This window comes from Paenibacillus sp. FSL A5-0031 (assembly GCF_001956295.1).
Taxonomy (GTDB): domain Bacteria; phylum Bacillota; class Bacilli; order Paenibacillales; family Paenibacillaceae; genus Pristimantibacillus.
This window is the reverse complement of the sequence record NZ_MRTD01000008.1, coordinates 11,882-33,357: the sequence shown is the minus strand read 5'-3', so window position 1 is coordinate 33,357 and position 21,476 is coordinate 11,882. Positions and strand designations below refer to the sequence as shown.

The window sequence follows — 21,476 nt, the reverse complement described above, 5'->3', positions numbered from 1 at the left end:
GCTGTTTTTCTGCTTATTTTACAGCATGTCAATGTTTACTGGTCATCGTCAGTTTTGTTGCTGCCTTCATGACGTCTTGGATGCTGCATATGAGCCTCTGGGTTATTATCATCATCATGCGGCACCAGCCTCGGATCAGTATGCCCCTCATGATGATTATTGAAGAAGAGCTCAACGAGCTGCCACTCGGTTGATCCAAGCATCGGATCTGCTGGGAACACATCTCCGCGTTCGAGCTGCTCTTCACGTCCCCATTCGTTGCGGTATGTGCCTTTTACTTCAACAGGCTCACCAGATAGGGGATTCATCTCATTATGGTTATTATCATTGCTCATATGGTGTCAACCAACCTTCCTGTCCTTATAATCCGTGCTTCGGCACAGCTGAACGATCGGCATCTGACTGCAGTTCGCTCGCTGACGACTTGCTGGCTAGATTGCGGTCTGCTCGGGATTGCGCCTTGCTTGCTGCCTTCTGTTGATCGGATGGCTGTTTGCCTGACATGTGGTCACCCTCCTCGAGAATCACATCGTTTTTATATTTTCTTTATCTTCAGAAGAAGATCCTCAACAGTGTGCCACAAAAGGATGAAATGTATGAGTACAAGGTGGAAGTACAGGAGCAATCTATAATAACTGGAGTCCGCATGAGGGGCAAACCGAATCACGTTCAGTGACGATCTCATCGCAAGCGGGACATGGTTCGGAAAATGGTGCTTTAGCAGCAGCGGCATCATGTATGAGCTCGCTTTTGCCTTCTTTTAAGGCGGAGGATTGTTCGGGATTCGGACGGAGATGGGCAGGCGTTCCGAAGATCGTCTCCACCATCTCTTTCATGTCCTTAAATTTATCTGAGTCATCTGTAACAATTCGAATGAACATAAACATGCCAGCGAGCAGAGCAAACGCAATGATCAGCACGATCGTCGTAGCCCCAACATCAAACCATGTGAGGAGAGGGAGAGGCGTATGTACAGGCAAGCTAGCCAAGATGGTCCATGTAAACATACTCCATCACCTCACCCATTCAGCTGATAGCGGGATTCGAGACGTTTGCCCCCGAACCACATGACCAGAACAGCAGTAATCGAGACGAATATACGCCAAGGCTCATTGACTAAATTGCCAATATCGAAACTAATCAATGAAATGCAAAATATCATAACTGCCTTCCCAAGCAGTGTAGCGAGCATAAAAGTAGGAAATGGCACCTTGCTAAGTCCGGATACGACAGTTATGACGACTGAAGGTGTAAAAGGGAAGCAAGCCAGCAGGAATAGCGGCGTGAAGCCGCGGCGTTCAACCCAATTGAAGAACCGCTGCGACTTTGGAAATCTTCGCTCTAGTTTCCCTTTTACATTGCGTCCGAGCTTTCGGCTGATCCAAAATACGCAGAAGGCACCAGCGCTTACACCGATCCATGAAAAAAGAAATCCAAAGCCGAGGCCGTAAATGTTGGCGTTTGCCGCAATGATAAGAATTAATGGGAGGAAAGGGAGAAACGATTCAAGCATGGGAAGCAAAATGCCGGGAAAAGGCCCCCATTGCGAATAGCTTTCCAATGTCCATTGGATTGAATCGAGATCCAAGTGTTTTAAGTATTCAAGCCAGTTGCGCCAATCATCCATAGATCTAACCCCGTTCTACTTGTTTGTAGCTTTTTCATTTGTAGCGAATGCCGGAAATGGGAACCATAAATAAAATAAGCCGATCAATCCAAAGAGGATTGCGCTTGTCCAAAAAACGGATGCTTCTCCGTTCCAAGCAGCGATTAGGCCGCCAGCAGCTGGACCGATCATAACGCCAATGCCTTCAAAGGTGGATAATACACCCCAGCCAAGCCCTTCTTGATTAGGTGGAACATAGGCAGCCAGCAGCGCATTCCAAACAGGCAAAATAGCAGAATAGGATAATCCAAGAGCAGCCGCTATTAGTAAACAATACCAGAACGAAAGTCCTGATGCCAGCATATATAAACCAAATGCAAACGCTCCAAATCCAGTCACGAGGAACCATTTTTTATTAACCAGCTTATCGGCAAGCTTCCCCATGGGAATGAGTCCGCCTGCAGCAAAAAGTCCTCCGGCCGTTAAAAGAATGGAGTACTGCGTACCTGAGATACCCAGCTCCTGATTCGCGAAGCTTGGTAAAATGGGAACGAGCATGCTTGCGCCTGTCGTCTGTAATATCATCCCCGGCAGAAGCATCTTCATATGGCCGAGTCGTTCCTTCAGAATGACGAGCTGCTTTCGAAATGGCATGCGGTTTGATGCAGCAGCCCTTTCTTTGCTCATGAAAAGCGTTAATATGCATGCAGCCACAGACATGCTGACAAGCAGCTTGTACGTAAAAGATACGCTGAAATCGAGCAGAATATTACATATGATCGGACCGCTTCCTAGTCCCACCATCCAAATGGTGTAGAGCGTTCCCATTTGGGTTGCACGCTGCTGCTCGGTTACTTTCGTTAAGCATACGATCCAGATCGGTGACATCCCGATGCCATATAGTGCGGCTGCACCAATGAACATCCATGGCAGCTCGGAAAATTGCAGCAAATATATGCCGATCAGCGAAATAATTAAACCTGCTTGAACGACGATCCGCGTTGAGAAACGATCCAGCAAATAGCCAATAGCCATTTTGAGCAGCGTATCGGTTAAATAGTGAGCTGAAATCGCAGCGCCAATTACATCAGGTGATAAACCTAAAGTCTTTGCCCCAAAAATAGGCAGCAAACTAACAAGAACAGCACCTCTTACAAACTCCACAATAAACAAAATAACGGAGATAAGTCGCATCTCCGCTCCAAACCAACTTTTCTGATTTGTAATCACGGGCAAGCCCCTTATCCATTATAAAGTGATTGCTTTCTCCATTATACGCAAGTTGGATAAAATATCCAAAACGATGCTGTCTGCTGCGGTTTGTGAGGCTTGAAGCTGTTTGGTGGATTGTCTGCTATTAGTAAGACGTAATGGATCATGAACGAGTTTCAAAATTTGTTCCGTCAGCTCGTTCACCTCATAGGCAACAACAGCTGCGCCTTTGGACTTAAGATACAATGCATTTTGTTTTTCTTGTCCAGGAACTGGCTTGTAAATGAATATGGGCAGCTCAGCAGCGATTGCTTCTGATAATGTAACGCCACCTGGCTTAGTGATGAGACAATTAGATATAGCCATGAGCTCATGAATAGACTCAATAAACCCGTACACCTGCAGGCGAGAAGCTCCTTCATGTGCTTGAAATTGTTGCTCAATAATATTTTTCATAAAAAGATTATGTCCACATACGAGCGCGACTTGAACCTCAGCGTTTTGCAGCAAGCTGCTGCAAATTTGCGATACATCTGGCAAAACGCCCTGCGCTCCCGCCATGATTAGGATGATAGGTTGATTAGGATTTAGTTTATATCTCTCGTAGAACTCGCTTGAGGCGGCTGTTGCACGGAAGCCGCGTTTGAGCGGAATGCCGCTCACTTGAATTGCCCTCTCCGGTATTCCCAGCGATGAAAGCTCTAATCGGAGATCCTCAGTAGCGACATAATAGCGGTCGACGCTTGGATGAACCCAGCGCCTGTGAAGATCAAAATCGGTAATGACAGCATAGGAGGGAGGATGAAAGCTTTTACGTTTCTTAAGCTTCGGCAGAGCAAAGCTGGGGAAAGTATGCACGACGATATCCGGCTGCTCGACTGCAAGAATACGCCTGATTTTTTCTGTACCAAAGGAATGAAGAAGCCCGCCAAATAATGAATCATGCTTCATTAGCCTTGTGAAATCATACACCCAGCCATATAGCGAGGGCATATGCGTATAGCTCTTTAAGTAAAAGCGCTTAGCAAACTCATTTATCCAAGGGTGAGATTCTGCCATGAGATCGACCATTACCGTACGATAATTGCCATGCTCCTCCCAAGCGCTCTTAATCGCACGAGCAACCTGAAGATGGCCTTCTCCATATGAAGCGTACAAAATTAACAATTTCGGCTGCGGTTTTTCCTCGAAACGTATCATAGACACACCTCCTGCCGTTAGTGTAACGAACATTTGTTATGCGATTGTGAACGGCGTTTGGTTACTTTGTGTATTTTTAGTATAATGAATACGCAATCCATCCTATTTCAAAATTGAAGGAGCGATGATTAGAGTGCAATACACGAAATTAGGAAGATCTGGACTTCGAGTTAGCCGTTTATGTTTGGGCACAATGAATTTTGGCGTGGACACAGACGAGAAGGAATCATTTCGTATATTAGACGCAGCTCTAGATGCAGGCATTAATTTTATCGATACCGCTAACATTTACGGTTGGGGCGAGAACGCAGGCCGTACTGAAGAAATTATCGGAAAATGGTTCAAGCAGGGCGACGGACGCCGTGAACGTACGGTGCTGGCTACAAAAGTATACGGCGACATGCATGATAATCATGACGGTCCGAACCGTGAAGCGGGACTTTCCGCATATAAAATTCGCAGACATTTGGAAGGTTCGCTTAAGCGTCTTCAAACGGATCATATCGAGCTGTACCAAATGCATCATGTGGATCGCAGTGCAAATTGGAATGAGCTTTGGGGAGCGTTTGAAACAGCAGTAAACCAAGGCAAGGTTGGCTACATAGGCTCAAGTAATTTTGCCGGCTGGGATATTGCAGTTGCGCAAGGCGAAGCGAAGGCAAGAGGATCGATCGGTCTTGTATCTGAGCAGCACAAATATAATTTGTTATGCCGTTTGCCGGAACTGGAGGTATTGCCAGCTTCGAAGGAATTAGGACTTGGCGTTATTCCGTGGAGTCCGCTTGACGGCGGCTTGCTTGCAGGCAATCATCGTCGTAAAGACGGAGGCCGCCGCAGCGGAGATTCGAAACGATTGGATCAGCATCGTGAGCAATTAGATGCCTATGCTGCATTTTGTGACGAGCTTGGCGAGCCTGAGGATCTGGTTTCACTGGCATGGCTGCTTGCGAATCCGGCAGTAACGGCTCCGATTATCGGTGTCCGCACGCTGGATCAATTCGAGCGCTCGCTTCGCGCAGTTGAAATCTCATTAGATGAATCTGCACTGAAACGTATTGATGAAATATTCCCTGGTCCTGGCGGAGATGCACCGCGCGCCTACGCCTGGTAATGACAAACGCCCCGTATCCATTCATGGATACGGGGCGTATCTTATTCACATCATGCCGATCAAATCAACAAGTTAAACAAAACAGGATCCTTGTTCAGCTCAAGAAATTGAAAGCCCTTCTTGCTCATACGAGCAACGAGCGGATCGTAATCCTCACGGTGAGTAAGCTCGATGCCGACGAGTGCGGGACCGTTGTCTTTGTTTGATTTTTTGGTGTACTCGAATCGTGTAATATCATCATTAGGACCAAGCACGCTGTCGAGAAATTCGCGAAGCGCTCCTGCGCGCTGCGGGAAGCTGACCATAAAGTAATGTTTGTAGCCCTCATAGATGAGAGAACGTTCTTTGATTTCCTGCATCCGATCGACATCATTGTTGCCGCCGCTTACGACACAGACGACCGTCTTGCCTTGAATTTGATCACGATAGGCTTCTAGCGCAGCAATGGGAAGTGCGCCAGCCGGCTCGGCTACGATGGCATTCTCATTATATAAATCGAGCATCGTCGTACACACTTTTCCTTCAGGCACGGAAATAACATCGTCAAGCAGGTCTCTGCATAGCTCAAATGATAAATCACCGATACGTTTAACAGCTGCGCCATCGACGAATTTCTCAATTTGATCAAGGGTAACGACTTCACCTGCATCAAGCGATGCTCTTAGTGATTGCGCGCCTTCCGGCTCCACGCCAATTACCTTTGTTGTCGGTGAGACGATTTTTACATAAGAGGAGACGCCGGCTGCAAGCCCGCCACCGCCGACAGTCACGAATACAAAGTCAGGTACAGTATCCGCGGCTTCCATTAATTCTTGTCCTACCGTTCCGTTTCCTGCGATGATTTTGGGATCGTCAAAAGGATGTACGAAGGCAAGGCCATTGCGGTTGCTCTCTGCGACTGCTTCGGCATAAGCATCGTCAAAGGTGTCTCCTGTAAGGATGACCTCAACTTGCGATCCGCCAAAAAAGTTAACCTGTGTCACCTTCTGGCGAGGAGTTGTGCTGGGCATATATATTTTGCCGGGGATGCCAAGTGTTTGACACGAGTAAGCTACGCCTTGCGCATGGTTGCCGGCGCTGGCGCAAACCACCCCTTTAGCGAGCGTTTCTGGTGACAGAGAACGCATCATATGGTACGCTCCGCGTATTTTGAAGGAACGAACGATTTGCAGATCCTCTCGTTTTAGAAGAACATGGCATCCAAACCGCTCGGACAGCACACGGTTATGTTGAAGTGGTGTTCGTGTAATGATATCCTTTAAGTGCATTTGAGCTTGAACGATTTCTTCAAGCCCAATACGATGCAGCGGTATAGGATTTGTGTTCATAGGTGACCATCCTCTCGGCATTTTTTTGATCAACAGTAAAAATGATTGGATTCATTATAGCACTATCATTATGAGTTGGCGTAATAGAAATCGTTTATTTGTATAGCAAGGAGAGGATTCACATGGGAAAAACCTTAAAAAGACTTCTGACGAGCTTCATTGTTATTCTGTTGCTGCTTGGCGGCGCACTATGGTGGTTCCTGTCTTACATTGCACCGGATGAGCCGCTGGACATGAGCTACGCGCCGATTGATGTGAAAGAGAAAGCGCTGGATATGGTCAGAAAAATGAAGCTGGAGCTCGTCCTGACGGAATCCGATATTAACCATTTGATCAAAATGAATATGAAAGATGAGCTTGCCATCAGCAGACCGGAATCCGCTGATCAAGAAATGGCGAAGGCTATTCATCTGGATGGGGCAAACTTTGACCTCGAAGAGAACAGGCTGACAGCACAAATGAATATAACCTATAAGAACAAAATTCCTGCAAGACTGGATGCGGTATATTCAATGGACTGGGAGTCTCCAAACATTATTCTTAAACCCCAATCGCTTTCTGTCAAAGCTATTCAGCTGCCGCTAAGTATGCTAGAAACGATCGTCATTCCGCTAGATTTGCCGGCGCAGGATGTTGTAACGGTGAGAGATGTACAGTTCGAGAATAATCAGATAAAAATTCGTTTCAAGCTCCAAATTCAATTAAAGCTGTAATGAACGATGAACCTTGGAAAAGAAAACGACAGATTAAGGACGAATCCTTAATCTGTCGTTTTTCATAATTTCGTTTTTTAAGAGATGCCTAATCCAGCGCTAGCATAGCCAGCTACAAGATTGACAAGTGATACACCAGTAGCTGTAGCAGAGAAGACAAGAAGAAGGCGTGTTCCAGCAGTAACAGGAATAGACAAACCTGGAGTAATGCCGCTGCTAATAGTGCCTAGAGCCAGAACGCCGGTAAGTGGAGGAGCTAATGTTACAACAGCGCCTGGAACTGCAGTAAACGAGTTGTTTGGAGCCGTTGACTGGTAAAGCTGGGCAGTAATAGTTACTGTAGAGCCGACAAGTGAAAGCGCTAATGTTGTACTGAAGTAAGCTGCAAGAGAAGTGATCGTACCATCGCGCGGCACAGAGAAAGCAAAGTTGAGTAGTGTTCCTGCAGCGCCTGTGAGGTCGATTATACCACCAAGTATACTAACGCCTACAGCGGAGGAACCAAAACCTACCAGACTCGAAGTACCTACCAAACCGCCTAATACTGTCGTTAATTCGGTTGGAATGCCTGAAGCAAAAGGAATAATAGCGCCCGCACCATCAATACCAGTAGCACCAGTAGCGCCAGTACCACCAGTAGCACCAGTAGCACCGGTAGCGCCAGTAGCGCCGGTAACGCCAGCAGTACCAGTAGCCCCAGTAACACCCGGATCTCCTGTAGCCCCAGTAGCACCGGTAACGCCAGCAGTACCGGTAGCGCCAGTAGCCCCAGTAACACCTGGGTCTCCAGTAGCCCCAGTAGCACCGGTAACACCAGCGGTACCAGTAGCGCCAGTCGCTCCTGCAACACCTGGATCTCCAGTAGCACCAGTCGCTCCAGTAACGCCAGCACCAGTAGCCCCAGTAGCACCAGCAGCACCAGCAGCCCCTGGATCTCCAGTAGCACCAGTCGCTCCTGTAGCTCCTACTCCTGGTCCTGTAGGACCTGCTGGACCAGTAGCACCGGTTACGCCGTTAATACCATTTGCACCAGTAGCGCCAGTCGCTCCCGTAACTCCAACTCCAGTAGCGCCGGTAGAACCCGCTGCCCCTGCAGATCCTGTTGCACCTGTAGGACCAGCTATTCCTTGAGGCCCTTGAGGACCTTGTGGTCCTTGGGGTCCTCTTCTGCCTTTGTGACCGTCTTCTCCTCGCTCAGCTACGACTTTAACTCTTTGAGATATAATTTTTTTCTTTACAACAATTATTTTGTCATCGTGTTTCTTCCTTCTTGGACTGCAACCTGCAGTCGGTTTTCTGACACAACGTTTCTTATAATAATAATGACTCAGCGAAAACACCTCCTTGTTAGATGCCTTATTATACGGCTCTACTCTATCTATTGATTGGGTATCTATCTGCTATGGTCATAGTCCTTCAACTATATTTGCGGATTTGTGTGTTTGTATGGGATGGATGATCGACTACTAAATGATAGAGAAGTAGAAGAGCATGAATGAAGAATAAATGAAGAACAGGATTGACATTATTATTGAGAATGGTTATCATGTATACGAAAGTGATAATCATTATCACTGGATGGTGTTGTTCTTTTACTACTGCCATGAAAGAGTTTGGATAGACATCCCCAATAACGCCTTATAAGAAACGAAACATATTGCATTATTAGTGAATGGATAACGATATAACGATTATTTTTATAGGAGTGAGAGACATGCAGACTGAAACGAGCAAGCCTTGGAATTGGCTGCTCTTTCCCTTCTCGTCCGTTAAAGCAGGAGCTGATAGCTTGTATGCCGCTTCAGTCGGTCACGGGATTTACCAAATCGATGCTGAAGGAGAATGGAAGAAGCTTGATCAAGGCATGGAAGACCAGACTAATGTAAATCGGCTGCAGTTGCAGCATGATTTGCTGCATGCCTGCTCAAGCAGCGGCTTATATGAATGGAACGGAGAAGCATGGGTCAATGATGGCATATTGATTCCTAGTTATCAGTATCGCAAGATCGGTGGAAGCAGCTACGTTGCAACGGAATATGGGCTTTGGTCCAAAGCCAGCTCCAAATGGGAGCAAATAGCATGCCAAGATAAACGTGTATATGATTTTATGAACTTGCCTCAATATTTGATCATTTCGCATGAGAGCGGCATCTCTTTATATGATCGTTTTATGGATGATTGGGCTCATTTTGAGCTGGGTGCAAGTGTAACAAGCTTAGCGGTATTCAGAGGCCACTTAATTGGAACGAGCGATCAGGGCGAGCTGTTTATTGGCGATAAAAAAGGAAGATTTGACCGGATAAGATTCGGTAAACGTTTTATTTTTTCTGTGCAGGCGAAGGGCAATGAGGTTTATGTATGTACGGATCGCGGATTATTCCAGCTTACTTATTTGTGTAATCAAGTAACTCTACTATCCGTTCAACTTGGTTATCCTGTAACAGATATTGATATGCAAGATGGAAATCTGTATCTCGCTACGCTTTTCCAAGGCATTCAAACGATAAATGTCTAACGACAAAAAATAGAAAGCGGAGGAAAGAAGATGCCCAAAATACTTGTGGTGTATGCTAGCATGACCGGAAATACAGAAGAAATGGCCGAGGCGATAGTAGAAGGAGCTAAGGAAGCGGGCGCGGAGGTTGTTTCTAAAGAAGCCTTCGATGCCACCGCGGATGAGCTGAATCATTATGACGCCATTATTATTGGCGCGTACACATGGGGAGACGGTGAGCTGCCGGATGAATTTCTCGATTTCTTCGAAGAAATGGATGGACTTGATCTTAGCGGCAAGAAAGCAGCCGTATTTGGCTCAGGCGATACATCATACCCAATCTATTGCGGCGCTGTAGATACAATTGAAGCGAAGCTGAAGGAGCTCGGCGCAGAAATTGCGGGCGAGTGCATTAAATTTGAATATAACGCGTCTGAGGAAGAGAAAGAGCAAGGAAGAAAATTAGGACGCCAAATTGCGGGTCTTGTAGCGGTAGCCGGATAGTGGAACGAGAAAGGCGGACTTTGTAATGGAGCAGTTGCCAGCGATTTTGAGAGTTGAAGACTATAAGCTAGAAGAGCTGCTGCGTTGCCCCGAACGGTTCGCTCGAAGAAAGTCCGGTCGCAAGCAGGAAAGTGATGTGAATTGGCGGCAGCTTGTTCAATATGCAGCCAGCCACACGGTAAACGACTTTTATCGTCAGTCCAAAGAGACACGCGGAGTAGAGACGATACATACTTCCGTTGAGAATTGGTGGACAAATCGAAATTATAAGTTCCATTCCGATGAGCATTTCTTGCAAATGAAGCAAACCATTAAGGAGCATTTGGCAGCCTTCTTGCTTGGCGGCGGAGCACCGAGTATGCCGATTATATTTTATGAACAAATGACGGCTTATGTAGAGGAGCTCGATTTGGAGATTTCACAAATCTTTCATTTGGTTTCTGCCGAGCAAGAGGCTTCGCTTGATCATTATATTGTTCAAAAGCTAGCAGTAGATACAGATGAAGATGCTCTTAATCTATATTTTCATATGACATCGGTATTTTGTATGAGTGCATTCGAGAAGCTCCCTGACCGAATCGAAGTGTTCTCCCTTTTAAGCGGCAAGCAGGTCGTGTTCGTGCCTGACGAGCAATCGCTTGAGCTTTCTTATGATTATATGTTTTTGGTCAAAAGCTTGCTGCCGGACGTAGATTTCTTTAAGGTTAATCCGGGCTCGGATGATGTACAGCTGGTGATGTGAAATTGCTGCTGAAAATAATACAAAATTTGCAAATCCCCCAAGTCATTTCCGGAAGCGGAATGGTGGGGGATTTCTTTTGTTGTAGACAAATGAAATGGTTTTCAAGTAACATGAGCAGTAGTCATTTTTTGCACATTTACACATGATTATTAATTGCGAAGTTTATTTTACTGTGAAAAAGTAAGCGTATGCTTTTTGAAGCTAGTTTTGCTAGGTAAAATGAGCATAGGCTAGGATGGCAGGCTTTGTTGTGCAAAACTGGATTAATGCTTATGAAGAGAGATTTGCTGAGCAAAACTTATGCTTACGAAGAAGGTTTTGCTATGCAAAACAAAGCTCATGCTTACGAAGTGAGTTTTGCTATGCAAAACTCTAGAAGGAGAGAGATTAGGTTGTCAGAGGAGCTATTACTAACGTTTCGTTCACCACCATTGCCATTTTTTATAGAATCCAACCGTTTGGTTTATCGTGCGGGCGAGGAGCATCCGAATAGGACAAACCTCGGCGTATTTGATTTGTTGTATGTAAACAAGGGAGCACTGCATGTAGCAGAGGATAATCGCAGATGGACGCTCGGTCCTGGAGATGTGCTTATTTTAAGGCCGGACCGCTGGCATTATTCTACACGTCCATGCGAGGAAGAGACCGTGTTTGATTGGATTCATTTTCAAACAGTAGGCGCTTGGGAGGAGACGGTAGGCAATCAAAGCGGATCGCTTAGAGGAGATTACTACACTTATGCCATTCGTCTGCCTAAACAAATGAAGCTTACCTACACGGATGAAGCGAGTCTTATTTTCTCACAATTGCATGAGGCTTCCAAAGGCTCGTCACATGGCGCGTTCTGGGATCGGCAGCAGCGGTTTCTGCATTTGCTTCAAATGCTGGACGAAGGCTGGCGCTCGGATGCGGCTAAAGCTGCCGTATCGGTAGCAGAGCGTGCGGCTGCGTACTTAAAGCTGAATTATCGTTCACCAATCAGCAATACGATGCTGAGCGATGTGCTTCAATTACATACGAATTATATTACTCGCTGCATGAGTGAGGTTTTTGATTGTACGCCGCAGCAATATTTGCTTTATTATAGACTCGATCAAGCAAAGCTGCTGCTTATTAAGACAGATTGGACCATTGCAAAAGTAGCAGAGGAAACAGGCTTCCGGCAGACGCCGCATTTCTCTAGGCTGTTTGCATCCCATACGGGAATGCCTCCTCTTAAATTCCGAAAACGGTTTACGATGTAGACGAGCGGATTTTGAAGAGTAGAGGAACTATTTTCGGAAAGCTGTTGTTTAGGTCTTTCTAATATTCTGACTAGAAACGTTGCATAAATATCGCGACTTTAACAAAAACTGGATTCAACAACGTGAAAAGGGTGGTCGCGATGATTGAACGGTTTTCGTTAACAGCAGATATTGGCGATATAGTGGATATGTTTCAGGTAGGAAAAGTAATTCGTGGGCATACAAACCGATTTAATGCAGCTCCGACTCAGATGGTTTCGATTGTCATGAATGATCGATTTGATCAGCGGACGATGGAGGAATCGAGATGGGGGCTGTTTCCTTTTTGGGCAAAGGATGCAGTTAATGCAGACCATATGACGTTGTCCGAGAAGCCTTTCTTAGAAAGAATGCTTCGCAGACAAAGATGTGTGCTGCCATGCAGCGGCTTTTTTGGTCAAAAGCAATTCGGCAAAGAGCGTGATCCGAGGGCGATGCACATTGTTGTTCCAAGCCAGCAGCTTTTTGGCATAGCGGGCATTTACGACTGCTGGAAAAACGTGAGCGGCAAGGAAGTACGTGCCTTCACAATGATTACCGCAGCATCGACAGGAGCGATGTCGGTGTGGCAGCCTCGAGTTCCGGTTATTTTGGACGAAGAGGGTATGGAAGATTGGCTCAATCCGCGTATTACCGAATTCAGCGGATTGCGGAAGCATTTAGAGGCTATGGACACTTACCTCATGCGCGCCTACCCGGTAACGAATGCGGTGCATGATGATCTGTACGAATCGCCGGATTGTATTCGTGAAATCCGTCCTGATTTTGCATAAGTAAGTGATTTAATAAGTGATATAGGTTAAATCAAAAGGCGTTCTATCTCTGACTCGGCTCTGTATGCGGCCGAAACAGGGTAGACGCCTTTTTTTGATTTTTTAGTGGACAGGGTTAGGGGCTTGAATCAGATGATTTAGTTGATTGTAGATGGAATCAACTTTGGTGAAAAAATTTTAAGTGCGATTCAGATGAAAGCTAGGACATTTAAGCGCGATTCGGGTGAGAGGCAATTAGATGAAAACTAGGACATTTAAGCGCGAGCACGTTGGAGCTCTGTTGTTAATAGCGGAACAACCTCGAATAAATCGCCTACGATGCCATAATCAGCAACGCTGAAAATAGGGGCATCGGGGTCTTTATTGATAGCGACAATGACGCGAGATTGGCTCATACCCGCCAGATGTTGAATAGCGCCGCTGATTCCGCAAGCAATATAGAGCTGAGGCGTGACAACTTTGCCGGTCTGCCCGATTTGGAGGGCATAATCGCAGTAGCCGGCATCGCATGCGCCGCGAGAGGCGCCGACTGCGCCCCCAAGCGCTGTTGCCATCGCTTGCAGCGGCTCAAAACCTGCTGCGCTGCGAACGCCTCGGCCGCCGGACACGACGACGTCGGCTTCGGCAAGATCGAGCTGCCCTCCGGCGCGGCGCACAACGCTGCGCACGGCGGTATAAAGCGGCGGCACCGTGAAGGGCAGCTCCGCTGCGGTGCCCTTTATATCGGCGGCGTCCAGCGGTTCAGTCGCCGGGAGGTTGTTCGGGCGCACGGTGATGACCCACGTCGCGCCCGAAACAAAGCTGCGCCGCTCGAACGCCTTGCCGGCGTAGAGCGGGCGGGTAAATAAGACGTCATTGCCATCGTCAGATGTTTCGATGGCAATGACGTCTGCGATGTGGCCGGCGCCATTGGCAGCGGCCACTCGGGGCGCGAGCTCGCGCCCCAAAGCGGTGTGGCCGAGCAATAGCGCGTCCGGCCGCACCGCAGTTATGGCTGCGCCGAGGGCGGCGATATACGCCTCGGGCGCAAAGGCGCGAAGGGCCGGATCGTCGGCGATATGCACGACGTCCGCGCCCCGCGCGAGCAGTGCGGCGGCTTCATCCGCCGCACCGCCGAAGCAGGCAAGGACGGCGTGGACATGGCCGTCCTTGCCTGCGAGCCGGCGCGCTGCGCCGAGTGCCTCAAGCGCCACTCGGCGCAGCGCGCCATTCCGGCTTTCTGCAAATACGAGAATGGTTTTGGACATAGGATACAGCTCCTCTTCCACAGCTTTTACGAATAAGCGTAGCTCTTTGTGCGTTCAACTCTATATTCAGTGCTTGACCTGTTTAGGTATCGTCTTAATGGACATTAGAGCCGCTATTTGTGAATTTAGTGGTTAATTACTCTCTAACGGACATGAGATCCGTTATTTCCGAATTTAGGGGCATAAATTACTTTCTAACGGACATGAGAGCCGTTGTTTCTGAATTTAGGGGCATAAATTATTATCTAACGGACATGAGATCCGTTATTTCTGGATTTAGGGGCATAAATTACTTTCTAACGGACATGAGAGCCGTTATTTCCGAATTTAGGGGCATAAATTATTATCTAACGGACATGAGATCCGTTATTTCTGTATTTAAGGGCTAAATTACAATTTAACGGACATGAGATCCGTTATTTGCCCTAAATGGCACCCAAACGCTCGATATTTTATGAAATAAGGGAACCTATGTCCGTTAGATCGAGAAATAGAAGGTTTTTCAGCAAATAAGGTATCTGATGTCCGTTAATTGGGAAGGTTTGATTAATTACCAAAGTCCAATGTAGGTCAAACACTGCTTTTGATTTGAGCCACTTTATCAACAAGAAAACTCACTAAATTGTCTAGTAACCAGTAACTATTCAGTTCTTGTCAAATGTCTCTGCATCATTCCTGCTCTAATACCAACATGCCTCAGCACCAACACTACCTGCCCAATACCAACATGCCTCAGCACCAACACTACCTGCCCAATACCAACATGCCTTAGCACCAACACTACCTGCCCAATACCAACATGCCTTAGCACCAACACTACCTGCCCAATACCAACATGCCTCAGCACCAATCCACTACCTGCCCAATACCAACATGCCTCAGCACCAATCCACTACCTGCCCAATACCAACATACCTCAACACAAATTTACTACCTGCCCAATACCAACATGCCTCAGCACAAAACCACTACCTGCCCAATATCAACATGCCCCAATACAAATTTACTACCTGCTCCACTATCTACATTCCCCAGCCCAACTCCACTACCCCTGAAAAGCCCAACTTCACTGAATAAGTCATGTTCCTATAGAAGCTTCCCTTCCTCCCGCAGTGGCGAGACAATTGTTGCTGCTTGCACTGCTTGCACTGCTTGCACTGCTTGCACTGCTTGCACTGCTTGCACTGCTTGCACTGCTTGCACTGCTTGCACTGCTTGCACTGCTTGCACTGCTTGCTGCAGCTTACTCGGTCGGCTCGCACGGGGAGCCATTTGTCCGCAGCGCACAGAGGGAGGCGGCGGGAGCATCTGCGTGCGCACGGTTCGCGGCACAACGCTTTCAAGTGAAAGCTCGCCACTGGCGATCATCTCAGCCCCACTACCTAAATCCCCCCAACCCAACCCCACTACCGCTAAACAGCTCCCAACTACAAAATTCACAAACTCAAAGAAGCTTCGCTTCCTCTCGCAGCAGAGAAACAAGAGCTGCGGCTTGCTCGGCCGGGTCGCCGGGGAGCCGTTTGCCTGCTGCGCGTGGAGGCGGCGGGAGCAGCTGCGTACGCGCCGTGCGAGGCGATACGCTTTCAAGTGAAAGCTCGCCACTGGCGATCAGCTCAGCAGCTGTTATTGTGCGAAGCGGCTTGCGCTTCGCCTTCATAATGCCTGGCAGCGACGGATAACGCGGCTCGTTTAGTCCTTGCTGAGCGGTAATGAGCGCAGGGAGTGGAATCGATACCGTTTCGGTATCTCCTTCAACATCGCGCTCAACTAATGCGTAACGCTCAGCGCTCCGAGCAGTAGGTGAGCTGAGAAGCCCATCGGCAGGCAGGGAGCCAAGCTCCCCAGCAGTCAAGATGGTGACCTTCACAGCTGAAGCTGCATGAGGCAAGTGAAGCAGCTCGGCAATTTGCAGAGCTACGCTTCCAGCGCCGCTGTCTACTGCAAACAAGCCGGCTAGCAGCAAGTCAGGGGAAAGCGGTCCAATTACGGCAGCAAGAGCAGCAGCGACGGCTGAGCTGTCATCGGACAAATCTGCGCTATCAAGCCGAATAGCTTCATCTGCTCCGATAGCCAGAGCTGTTCGGAGCGCTTCTTGCGAGCGCTCCGAACCGCAGGTGATCACGATGACCTCGCCGCCGAGCTGCTCCCGCTGGCGAATGGCTTCCTCGAGCGCGTATTCATCGTAGGGATTAATTACAAATTTGGCGTCTCTTTCGTCAACGCCAGCGGGTGTTACAATGATTTTTTCCTCGGTATCGAACGTTTGCTTGAGAAGCACAACTATTTTCGGCATAGAAGCTCCCTCACTTGTACCGCTAATTTGTTGACACTGTCCATCAGTGCTAGGATATGCTGTCTTGGAATTGAATAGACCGTGTGCAATTGCCCGCTGTGCGGCATGTTCAAGGCCGAAAGCTCATATACATGGAGCACCGCGGCTATTTTTGTAAGCGCTTCAATACTTGTCCGACTACTGCGCGCGCAGGTGCTCGGTTATATAGCCGGCATATAAGGGAGGCGGGGCGTATGCCATCTTTTTTGGCACTTAGGAATGTCGATCACTGGTTGATAGGGGGAAGATGGGCATTATTCGCGGCGGTTGTGCTGTTTGCTATTACCATGTTCGCGATGGTTGTACAGCGGCGCATCTTGTATATGAGGCTTGGGGTGCCGGCGGTTTTTTCGCGGTATCGACGCAAGTCAGGCAGTAAATCCGGTTTTACCTCACAAGTGCTAGGCCATCGTAAGCTGCTGAACGATGTGAGAAGCGGCGTGATGCATTTGGTTTATTTTTATGGCTTTATTGTGCTTCAGTTTGGTGCGGCGGACTTGGTTTGGAAAGGGCTGAACCAAGGTGTACCGCTGCCGCTGCCCTATTATAATTGGTTTTCGCTGACGCAGGAGATGACCGTTACGCTTGTTTTTGCAGCTGTGCTGTACGGTGCATTCCGGCGTTATGGGGAACGGCTCCCGCGGCTTAAGCGGGGGTGGAAACCTTCGCTCGTCATGTGGTTTATTGGCTCGTTGATGCTGACTGTTTTATTCTCATTAGCATTCGAGAGATTGGCTTCGGTGCATGGATCCACTGCAGCCATCGTTGAGGCGAAGTTCGCACCAGTGAGCGTTCCCATAGCCACTATGCTTGAGAGTGCAGGTGTAGAGCCGCAAAGCACCGCAGCCCATGCGGGGTTTGAATTGTTTTGGTGGCTGCATCTTCTGGTTCTGCTTAGCTTCCTTGTGTACGTGCCGCAATCAAAGCATTTTCATTTATTGACAGCGCCTGTGAATCTTTGGTTCAGACGCAGCACGCCTCCCGGCCGACTTGTGCCGCTTAACCTAGAGGATGAGGAAGCGGAGTCCTTCGGTGCAGGGAAGGTTGAGCATTTCTCGCAAAAACAGATGCTAGATTTGTATGCATGTGTGGAATGCGGACGCTGTACGAATGTTTGTCCGGCATCGAGCACCGGCAAGCTGCTCTCGCCGATGCATCTTATTGTGAAGCTGAGGGATCATTTGACCGAAAAAGGCGCTGCCATAACGTCCAAGTCACCATGGCTTCCAGCCAGCCTGCTGCATTCGAAATCGCGTGAGCCTCAGGCCCATGTGATGGGAGCGGTGCTTCCTGCTTGGGAAGCTGAATCTGAATGGGGCACAAACATAGCGCCAACCATGGCTGCGCAGGCTGGGGCATGGAATATAAAAGAGAGTGCTAAGCCAGAGGAGGTCGAGCTGATCGGCGAGGTGTTGACCGAAGAGGAGCTTTGGGCATGTACGACCTGCCGGAATTGCGAGGAGCAATGCCCGGTTGGCAATGAGCATGTCGACAAGATTATCGATATGCGCCGTTACTTGGTGCTGATGGAAGGGAGGCTGCCGTCTGACGGGCAGCGCGCGCTGCAGAATATCGAGCGGCAAAGCAATCCTTGGGGCCTGCCGCGTGCCGAGCGGGCGGCTTGGATTAAAGATTGCGAGAACAGAACCGGCATTCAAGTGCCGACGATGCAGGAGCTGAAAAAGCAGGGCAAAAAAGCAGATGTGCTGCTCTGGGCGGGATCAATGGGCGCGTATGACATGCGAAGCCGCCGTGTTTTGTACGATGTGGTTAGGCTGCTGGACCATGCGGGAATCAACTACGCTACGCTGGGATTGGAGGAAAAAAGCTCTGGCGATACAGCTAGACGAATCGGCAATGAACTGCTTTTCCAAGAGCTATGCCGCGAGAATATAGAAACGCTTAACAAATATGGCGTTACACAAATCGTGACCGCTTGCCCGCATACGTATAACACGTTCAAAAATGAATATCCTGACTTCGGTCTTAATCCTAGCATCCTCGTGGAGCATCATACCGAAATGCTCTCTCGCCTGCTTGAGGAAGGTTTATTGAAGCCGGAGCATAAGATTGAGGAGCGAGTAACCGTACATGATTCTTGCTACCTCGGCCGTTACAACGATACGTATGAAGCGCCGCGCAGCCTGCTTCGCTCCATTCCAGGCGTATCGATTGAAGAGATGGAGCGCTCGGGCTCGAACGGCATGTGCTGCGGGGCGGGGGGCGGTCTCATGTGGATGGAGGAACATTCTGGAACTCGCATCAACCATGCTCGAACCGCTCAGGCACTTGAAGTAAAACCATCGGTTATCAGCTCCGCCTGCCCCTATTGCCTAACGATGATGGAGGACGGTTTAAAGGCGCTGGGCGCGGATGAGAAGGTAATCGCACGTGATGTGGCTGAGCTGCTTGCCGAAAGTGTTTTTGGCGAATAAGCCGCTGTTTGTCAAAAAGGAGGAGGAGGCTATGACGACACAAGCATCGCAAAATAACTCAAGTACGATTCGCAGAGCCGCAGTGATCGGCTCCGGCGTAATGGGGGCCGGCATCGCTGCACATTTAGCCAATGCGGGGATGCGAGTGACGCTGCTGGACATTGTTCCGCATTCGCTGACGGCAGAGGAAGAACGACAGGGGCTTACGCTCTCTGATGCCAAGGTGCGCAATCGCCTCGCAAATGCGGCGATAGCAAAAATGGGCAAGTCACAACCCGCCCAACTCTACGATCCAGCTTGGTCATCACGCATTACGCCAGGTAATTTGACCGATCATCTAGACCTGCTGGGTGAGGCTGACTGGATTGTAGAAGCGGTTGTGGAGCGGCTCGATATTAAACGTGATGTGCTTGCAAAGGTTGAAGCCGCACGCCGCCCGGGCAGCATCGTTTCTACGAATACGTCGGGATTATCAGCGGCGTCCATGGCAGAGGGGAGGAGCAAGGAGTTTCGGCAGCATTTTGCGGTAACCCATTTTTTCAACCCGCCGCGGTATATGAAGCTTGTTGAGATCGTGCCTACCGAAGACACCACTTCCGAGGTTGTTCAGCTGTTGATGGAGGTGTGCGAGAAGCGGCTTGGCAAGGGAGTCGTACTGGCGAAGGATACGCCTAACTTCATTGCGAACCGAATTGGTACTTACGGCATGCTGGTTACGCTTGAGGATACACTGGCATTTGGGCTGACGGTAGAGGAAGCGGATGCTTTGACCGGCCCGGCGATGGGAAGGCCGAAGACGGCGACACTGCGCATGCTAGATTTGGTTGGGTTAGATACGCTGCTGCATGTCGTGGATAATGTGCGGGAGAGGAGCAGCGATCCAGCGGAGCAAAAGGTTTTTGCAAGGCCGCCCCTGCTTGAGAAGCTTGCAGCATCGGGACGGCTGGGTGAGAAAACGGGTGCGGGCTTTTACCGAAAGGTGAAGGGGAAAGGAGGCAGTGAGATTGAATCGCTTAAGCTGGATACGCTCGAGTATGGGCCTAAGCGTTCAGTCAACTCACCTGTTATTGATGCGTCTAAGGCTGCGAAGGGAGCGGCGGCAAAAGTGAAGGCGCTGCTTCGCACAGACCCGCAGGACCGCTACGCTAAATTTGCATGGTCCACTATCAAAAAAACGCTGCTTTATGCAGCGGCACAAGTCGGTGTCATTGCGGATTCAATCTCGGATATCGATCGCGCAATGCGCTGGGGCTTTAACTGGGAGCTTGGACCGTTCGAGCTGTGGGATGCGATAGGGCTTCGCAAATCGGTGCAGCAAATGCAGAAGGAGGGCGATGCGATCCCAGAGTGGGTGGCGGTTTGGCTGGAAGCCGGACATGAAAGCTTCTATAAGGTGGAGGGAACGGAGCGGGTTTATGCTGCAAGGGGAGCATACAAGAGAGAGGTGGAGGAAGCTGATTCGGTTTCCTTAACGGCATTAAAGGCTGCCGGAAAAACGGTATTGTCTACCTCAGGCGCTAGTCTAATCGATATTGGCGATGACGTTGTACTGCTGGAATTCCATTCGCCTAACAATGCCATCGGGGGTGATATTTTATCGGCGATTCGGCAAAGCACAGAGGAGGTGTCACAAAATTGGCGCGGGCTTGTGATAGCGAATGAGGGGAAAAACTTCTGTGTAGGAGCAAACCTGATGCTGCTATTAATGGAGGCGCAAAGCGGCGAATGGGATGAAGTGGAGGATATTATTCGTTTCTTTCAGAGCAGTATGCTGGGACTCAAGCGGCTTGACCGTCCTGTCGTAGCTGCTCCGCACCGAATGACGCTGGGCGGCGGAGTAGAAGCATGCTTGCCTGCTGATCGTATTATTTATTCGCCAGAGACATACTTTGGGTTAGTGGAAACGGGAGTTGGCCTTATTCCTGCGGGCGGGGGCTGCAAGGAAGCGGCTGCGATGGCAGCTGAACGGGCCTTTATTGCGAATGGCGGCAAGCCAGGCGGAGACCTGCAGCCGCATTTGAATGCGCTGTTTGAGACGATTGCGCTGGCCAAATCATCAACCAGCGGCTATGAGGTTCGCCGTTTGGGATTGATGCGGCCGCAGGATAAGGTCATTATGCGGCAGGAGGCACGGATAGCCGAAGCGAAGCGGGCGGTGCTGGAGCTGGACCGGGCGGGCTACTCGCCGCCAGCGGAGGAACGTATTCGCGTTGCCGGACGAGAAGGCAGAGCGGTGCTTAAGGTAGCGGTGCAAGCGATGCAGCTTAGCGGCCATATTAGTGAGCATGACGCGCTTATCGCCGGCAAGCTTGGTTCTGTACTCGCGGGCGGGGACATTCAGCCGGGCGCTGAAGTGAGCGAGCAATATTTGCTCGATTTGGAATGCGAAGCATTCCTCAGCCTATGCGGCGAGCGCAAGACACAGGAGCGTATGAGCCATATGCTCGCGACAGGCAAGCCGCTGCGCAACTAGTCTAAAACGAAGGGGGAGAGTGA

At 49.2% G+C, this 21,476-nt stretch carries 20 protein-coding genes; 9 read left to right on the top strand and 11 right to left on the bottom strand.

Going from position 1 to position 21,476, the window contains the following annotated elements; translation table 11 throughout:
- Positions 1–35: 35 nt before the first annotated feature.
- The 6 genes from BK120_RS15470 to BK120_RS15450 form a co-directional block, all read right to left on the bottom strand.
- Positions 36–335 carry a transposase gene (locus tag BK120_RS15470; protein WP_076268402.1) on the bottom strand — a complete coding sequence of 100 codons (300 nt, stop codon included), beginning with the start codon at positions 333–335 and terminating at the stop codon, positions 36–38.
- 25 nt (positions 336–360) lie between these two features.
- A complete protein-coding gene (locus BK120_RS35290) occupies positions 361–504 on the bottom strand; it encodes a hypothetical protein (RefSeq protein ID WP_179089810.1) in 144 nt (47 codons plus the stop codon).
- 122 nt (positions 505–626) lie between these two features.
- On the bottom strand, positions 627–1,007 hold the full coding sequence (locus BK120_RS15465) for a zinc ribbon domain-containing protein (RefSeq protein WP_076268401.1): 381 nt from the start codon (positions 1,005–1,007) through the stop codon (positions 627–629).
- An 11-nt stretch (positions 1,008–1,018) separates the two neighbouring features.
- Positions 1,019–1,627 (bottom strand): TVP38/TMEM64 family protein, encoded by a 609-nt coding sequence (locus tag BK120_RS15460; protein ID WP_076268400.1) that lies wholly within the window; start codon positions 1,625–1,627, stop codon positions 1,019–1,021.
- A gap of 15 nt (positions 1,628–1,642) precedes the next feature.
- On the bottom strand, positions 1,643–2,836 hold the full coding sequence (locus tag BK120_RS15455; protein WP_256710907.1) for an MFS transporter: 1,194 nt from the start codon (positions 2,834–2,836) through the stop codon (positions 1,643–1,645).
- 18 nt (positions 2,837–2,854) lie between these two features.
- Positions 2,855–4,018, bottom strand: a complete 1,164-nt coding sequence (locus tag BK120_RS15450) for an MGDG synthase family glycosyltransferase (RefSeq protein WP_076268399.1) — start codon at positions 4,016–4,018, stop codon at positions 2,855–2,857.
- Positions 4,019–4,151: 133 nt separating this feature from the next.
- On the opposite strand from BK120_RS15450, the gene BK120_RS15445 reads away from it, so the two are divergent.
- The gene (locus BK120_RS15445; protein WP_076268398.1) at positions 4,152–5,129 is read left to right on the top strand and encodes an aldo/keto reductase; all 978 of its coding nucleotides are present in this window, start codon (positions 4,152–4,154) and stop codon (positions 5,127–5,129) included.
- A gap of 59 nt (positions 5,130–5,188) precedes the next feature.
- On the opposite strand, the gene ilvA is transcribed toward BK120_RS15445, so the two are convergent.
- Positions 5,189–6,457 (bottom strand): threonine ammonia-lyase IlvA, encoded by a 1,269-nt coding sequence (gene ilvA, locus BK120_RS15440; RefSeq protein WP_076268397.1) that lies wholly within the window; start codon positions 6,455–6,457, stop codon positions 5,189–5,191.
- Positions 6,458–6,579: 122 nt separating this feature from the next.
- Between ilvA and BK120_RS15435 the strand changes: the two genes are divergently transcribed.
- Entirely contained in the window at positions 6,580–7,170 is a 591-nt protein-coding gene (locus BK120_RS15435; RefSeq protein WP_076268396.1) for a hypothetical protein, read from the top strand.
- A gap of 77 nt (positions 7,171–7,247) precedes the next feature.
- Here the strand turns inward: BK120_RS15435 and BK120_RS15430 are convergent, their stop codons facing one another.
- The gene (locus BK120_RS15430) at positions 7,248–8,510 is read right to left on the bottom strand and encodes an exosporium glycoprotein BclB-related protein (protein WP_076268395.1); all 1,263 of its coding nucleotides are present in this window, start codon (positions 8,508–8,510) and stop codon (positions 7,248–7,250) included.
- Positions 8,511–8,884: 374 nt separating this feature from the next.
- On the opposite strand from BK120_RS15430, the gene BK120_RS15425 reads away from it, so the two are divergent.
- From BK120_RS15425 to BK120_RS15405, 5 genes are all read left to right on the top strand, one after another.
- Positions 8,885–9,685, top strand: coding sequence for a hypothetical protein (locus BK120_RS15425; protein ID WP_076268394.1), 801 nt, complete (start codon positions 8,885–8,887; stop codon positions 9,683–9,685).
- A 30-nt stretch (positions 9,686–9,715) separates the two neighbouring features.
- Positions 9,716–10,168: a flavodoxin gene (locus BK120_RS15420; RefSeq protein ID WP_076268393.1), complete on the top strand. Its 453-nt coding sequence runs from the start codon at positions 9,716–9,718 to the stop codon at positions 10,166–10,168.
- 25 nt (positions 10,169–10,193) lie between these two features.
- Positions 10,194–10,910: a hypothetical protein gene (locus tag BK120_RS15415; protein ID WP_076268392.1), complete on the top strand. Its 717-nt coding sequence runs from the start codon at positions 10,194–10,196 to the stop codon at positions 10,908–10,910.
- Between the two features lie 392 nt (positions 10,911–11,302).
- The gene (locus BK120_RS15410) at positions 11,303–12,154 is read left to right on the top strand and encodes an AraC family transcriptional regulator (RefSeq protein ID WP_076268619.1); all 852 of its coding nucleotides are present in this window, start codon (positions 11,303–11,305) and stop codon (positions 12,152–12,154) included.
- 140 nt (positions 12,155–12,294) lie between these two features.
- On the top strand, positions 12,295–12,966 hold the full coding sequence (locus tag BK120_RS15405; protein WP_076268391.1) for an SOS response-associated peptidase: 672 nt from the start codon (positions 12,295–12,297) through the stop codon (positions 12,964–12,966).
- Positions 12,967–13,220: 254 nt separating this feature from the next.
- Here the strand turns inward: BK120_RS15405 and BK120_RS15400 are convergent, their stop codons facing one another.
- From BK120_RS15400 to BK120_RS15385, 3 genes are all read right to left on the bottom strand, one after another.
- Positions 13,221–14,213: an electron transfer flavoprotein subunit alpha/FixB family protein gene (locus tag BK120_RS15400; protein ID WP_076268390.1), complete on the bottom strand. Its 993-nt coding sequence runs from the start codon at positions 14,211–14,213 to the stop codon at positions 13,221–13,223.
- Between the two features lie 1,086 nt (positions 14,214–15,299).
- Positions 15,300–15,620 carry a hypothetical protein gene (locus BK120_RS35285; RefSeq protein ID WP_179089809.1) on the bottom strand — a complete coding sequence of 107 codons (321 nt, stop codon included), beginning with the start codon at positions 15,618–15,620 and terminating at the stop codon, positions 15,300–15,302.
- 37 nt (positions 15,621–15,657) lie between these two features.
- The gene (locus tag BK120_RS15385) at positions 15,658–16,506 is read right to left on the bottom strand and encodes an electron transfer flavoprotein subunit beta/FixA family protein (protein ID WP_076268387.1); all 849 of its coding nucleotides are present in this window, start codon (positions 16,504–16,506) and stop codon (positions 15,658–15,660) included.
- Positions 16,507–16,739: 233 nt separating this feature from the next.
- Here BK120_RS15385 and BK120_RS15380 point away from each other — a divergent pair, with 233 nt between their 5' ends.
- Together BK120_RS15380 and BK120_RS15375 are read left to right on the top strand one after the other, a co-directional pair.
- Positions 16,740–18,980, top strand: coding sequence for a heterodisulfide reductase-related iron-sulfur binding cluster (locus tag BK120_RS15380; protein WP_076268386.1), 2,241 nt, complete (start codon positions 16,740–16,742; stop codon positions 18,978–18,980).
- Positions 18,981–19,011: 31 nt separating this feature from the next.
- The gene (locus tag BK120_RS15375; protein WP_076268618.1) at positions 19,012–21,453 is read left to right on the top strand and encodes a 3-hydroxyacyl-CoA dehydrogenase/enoyl-CoA hydratase family protein; all 2,442 of its coding nucleotides are present in this window, start codon (positions 19,012–19,014) and stop codon (positions 21,451–21,453) included.
- Positions 21,454–21,476 lie beyond the last annotated feature (23 nt).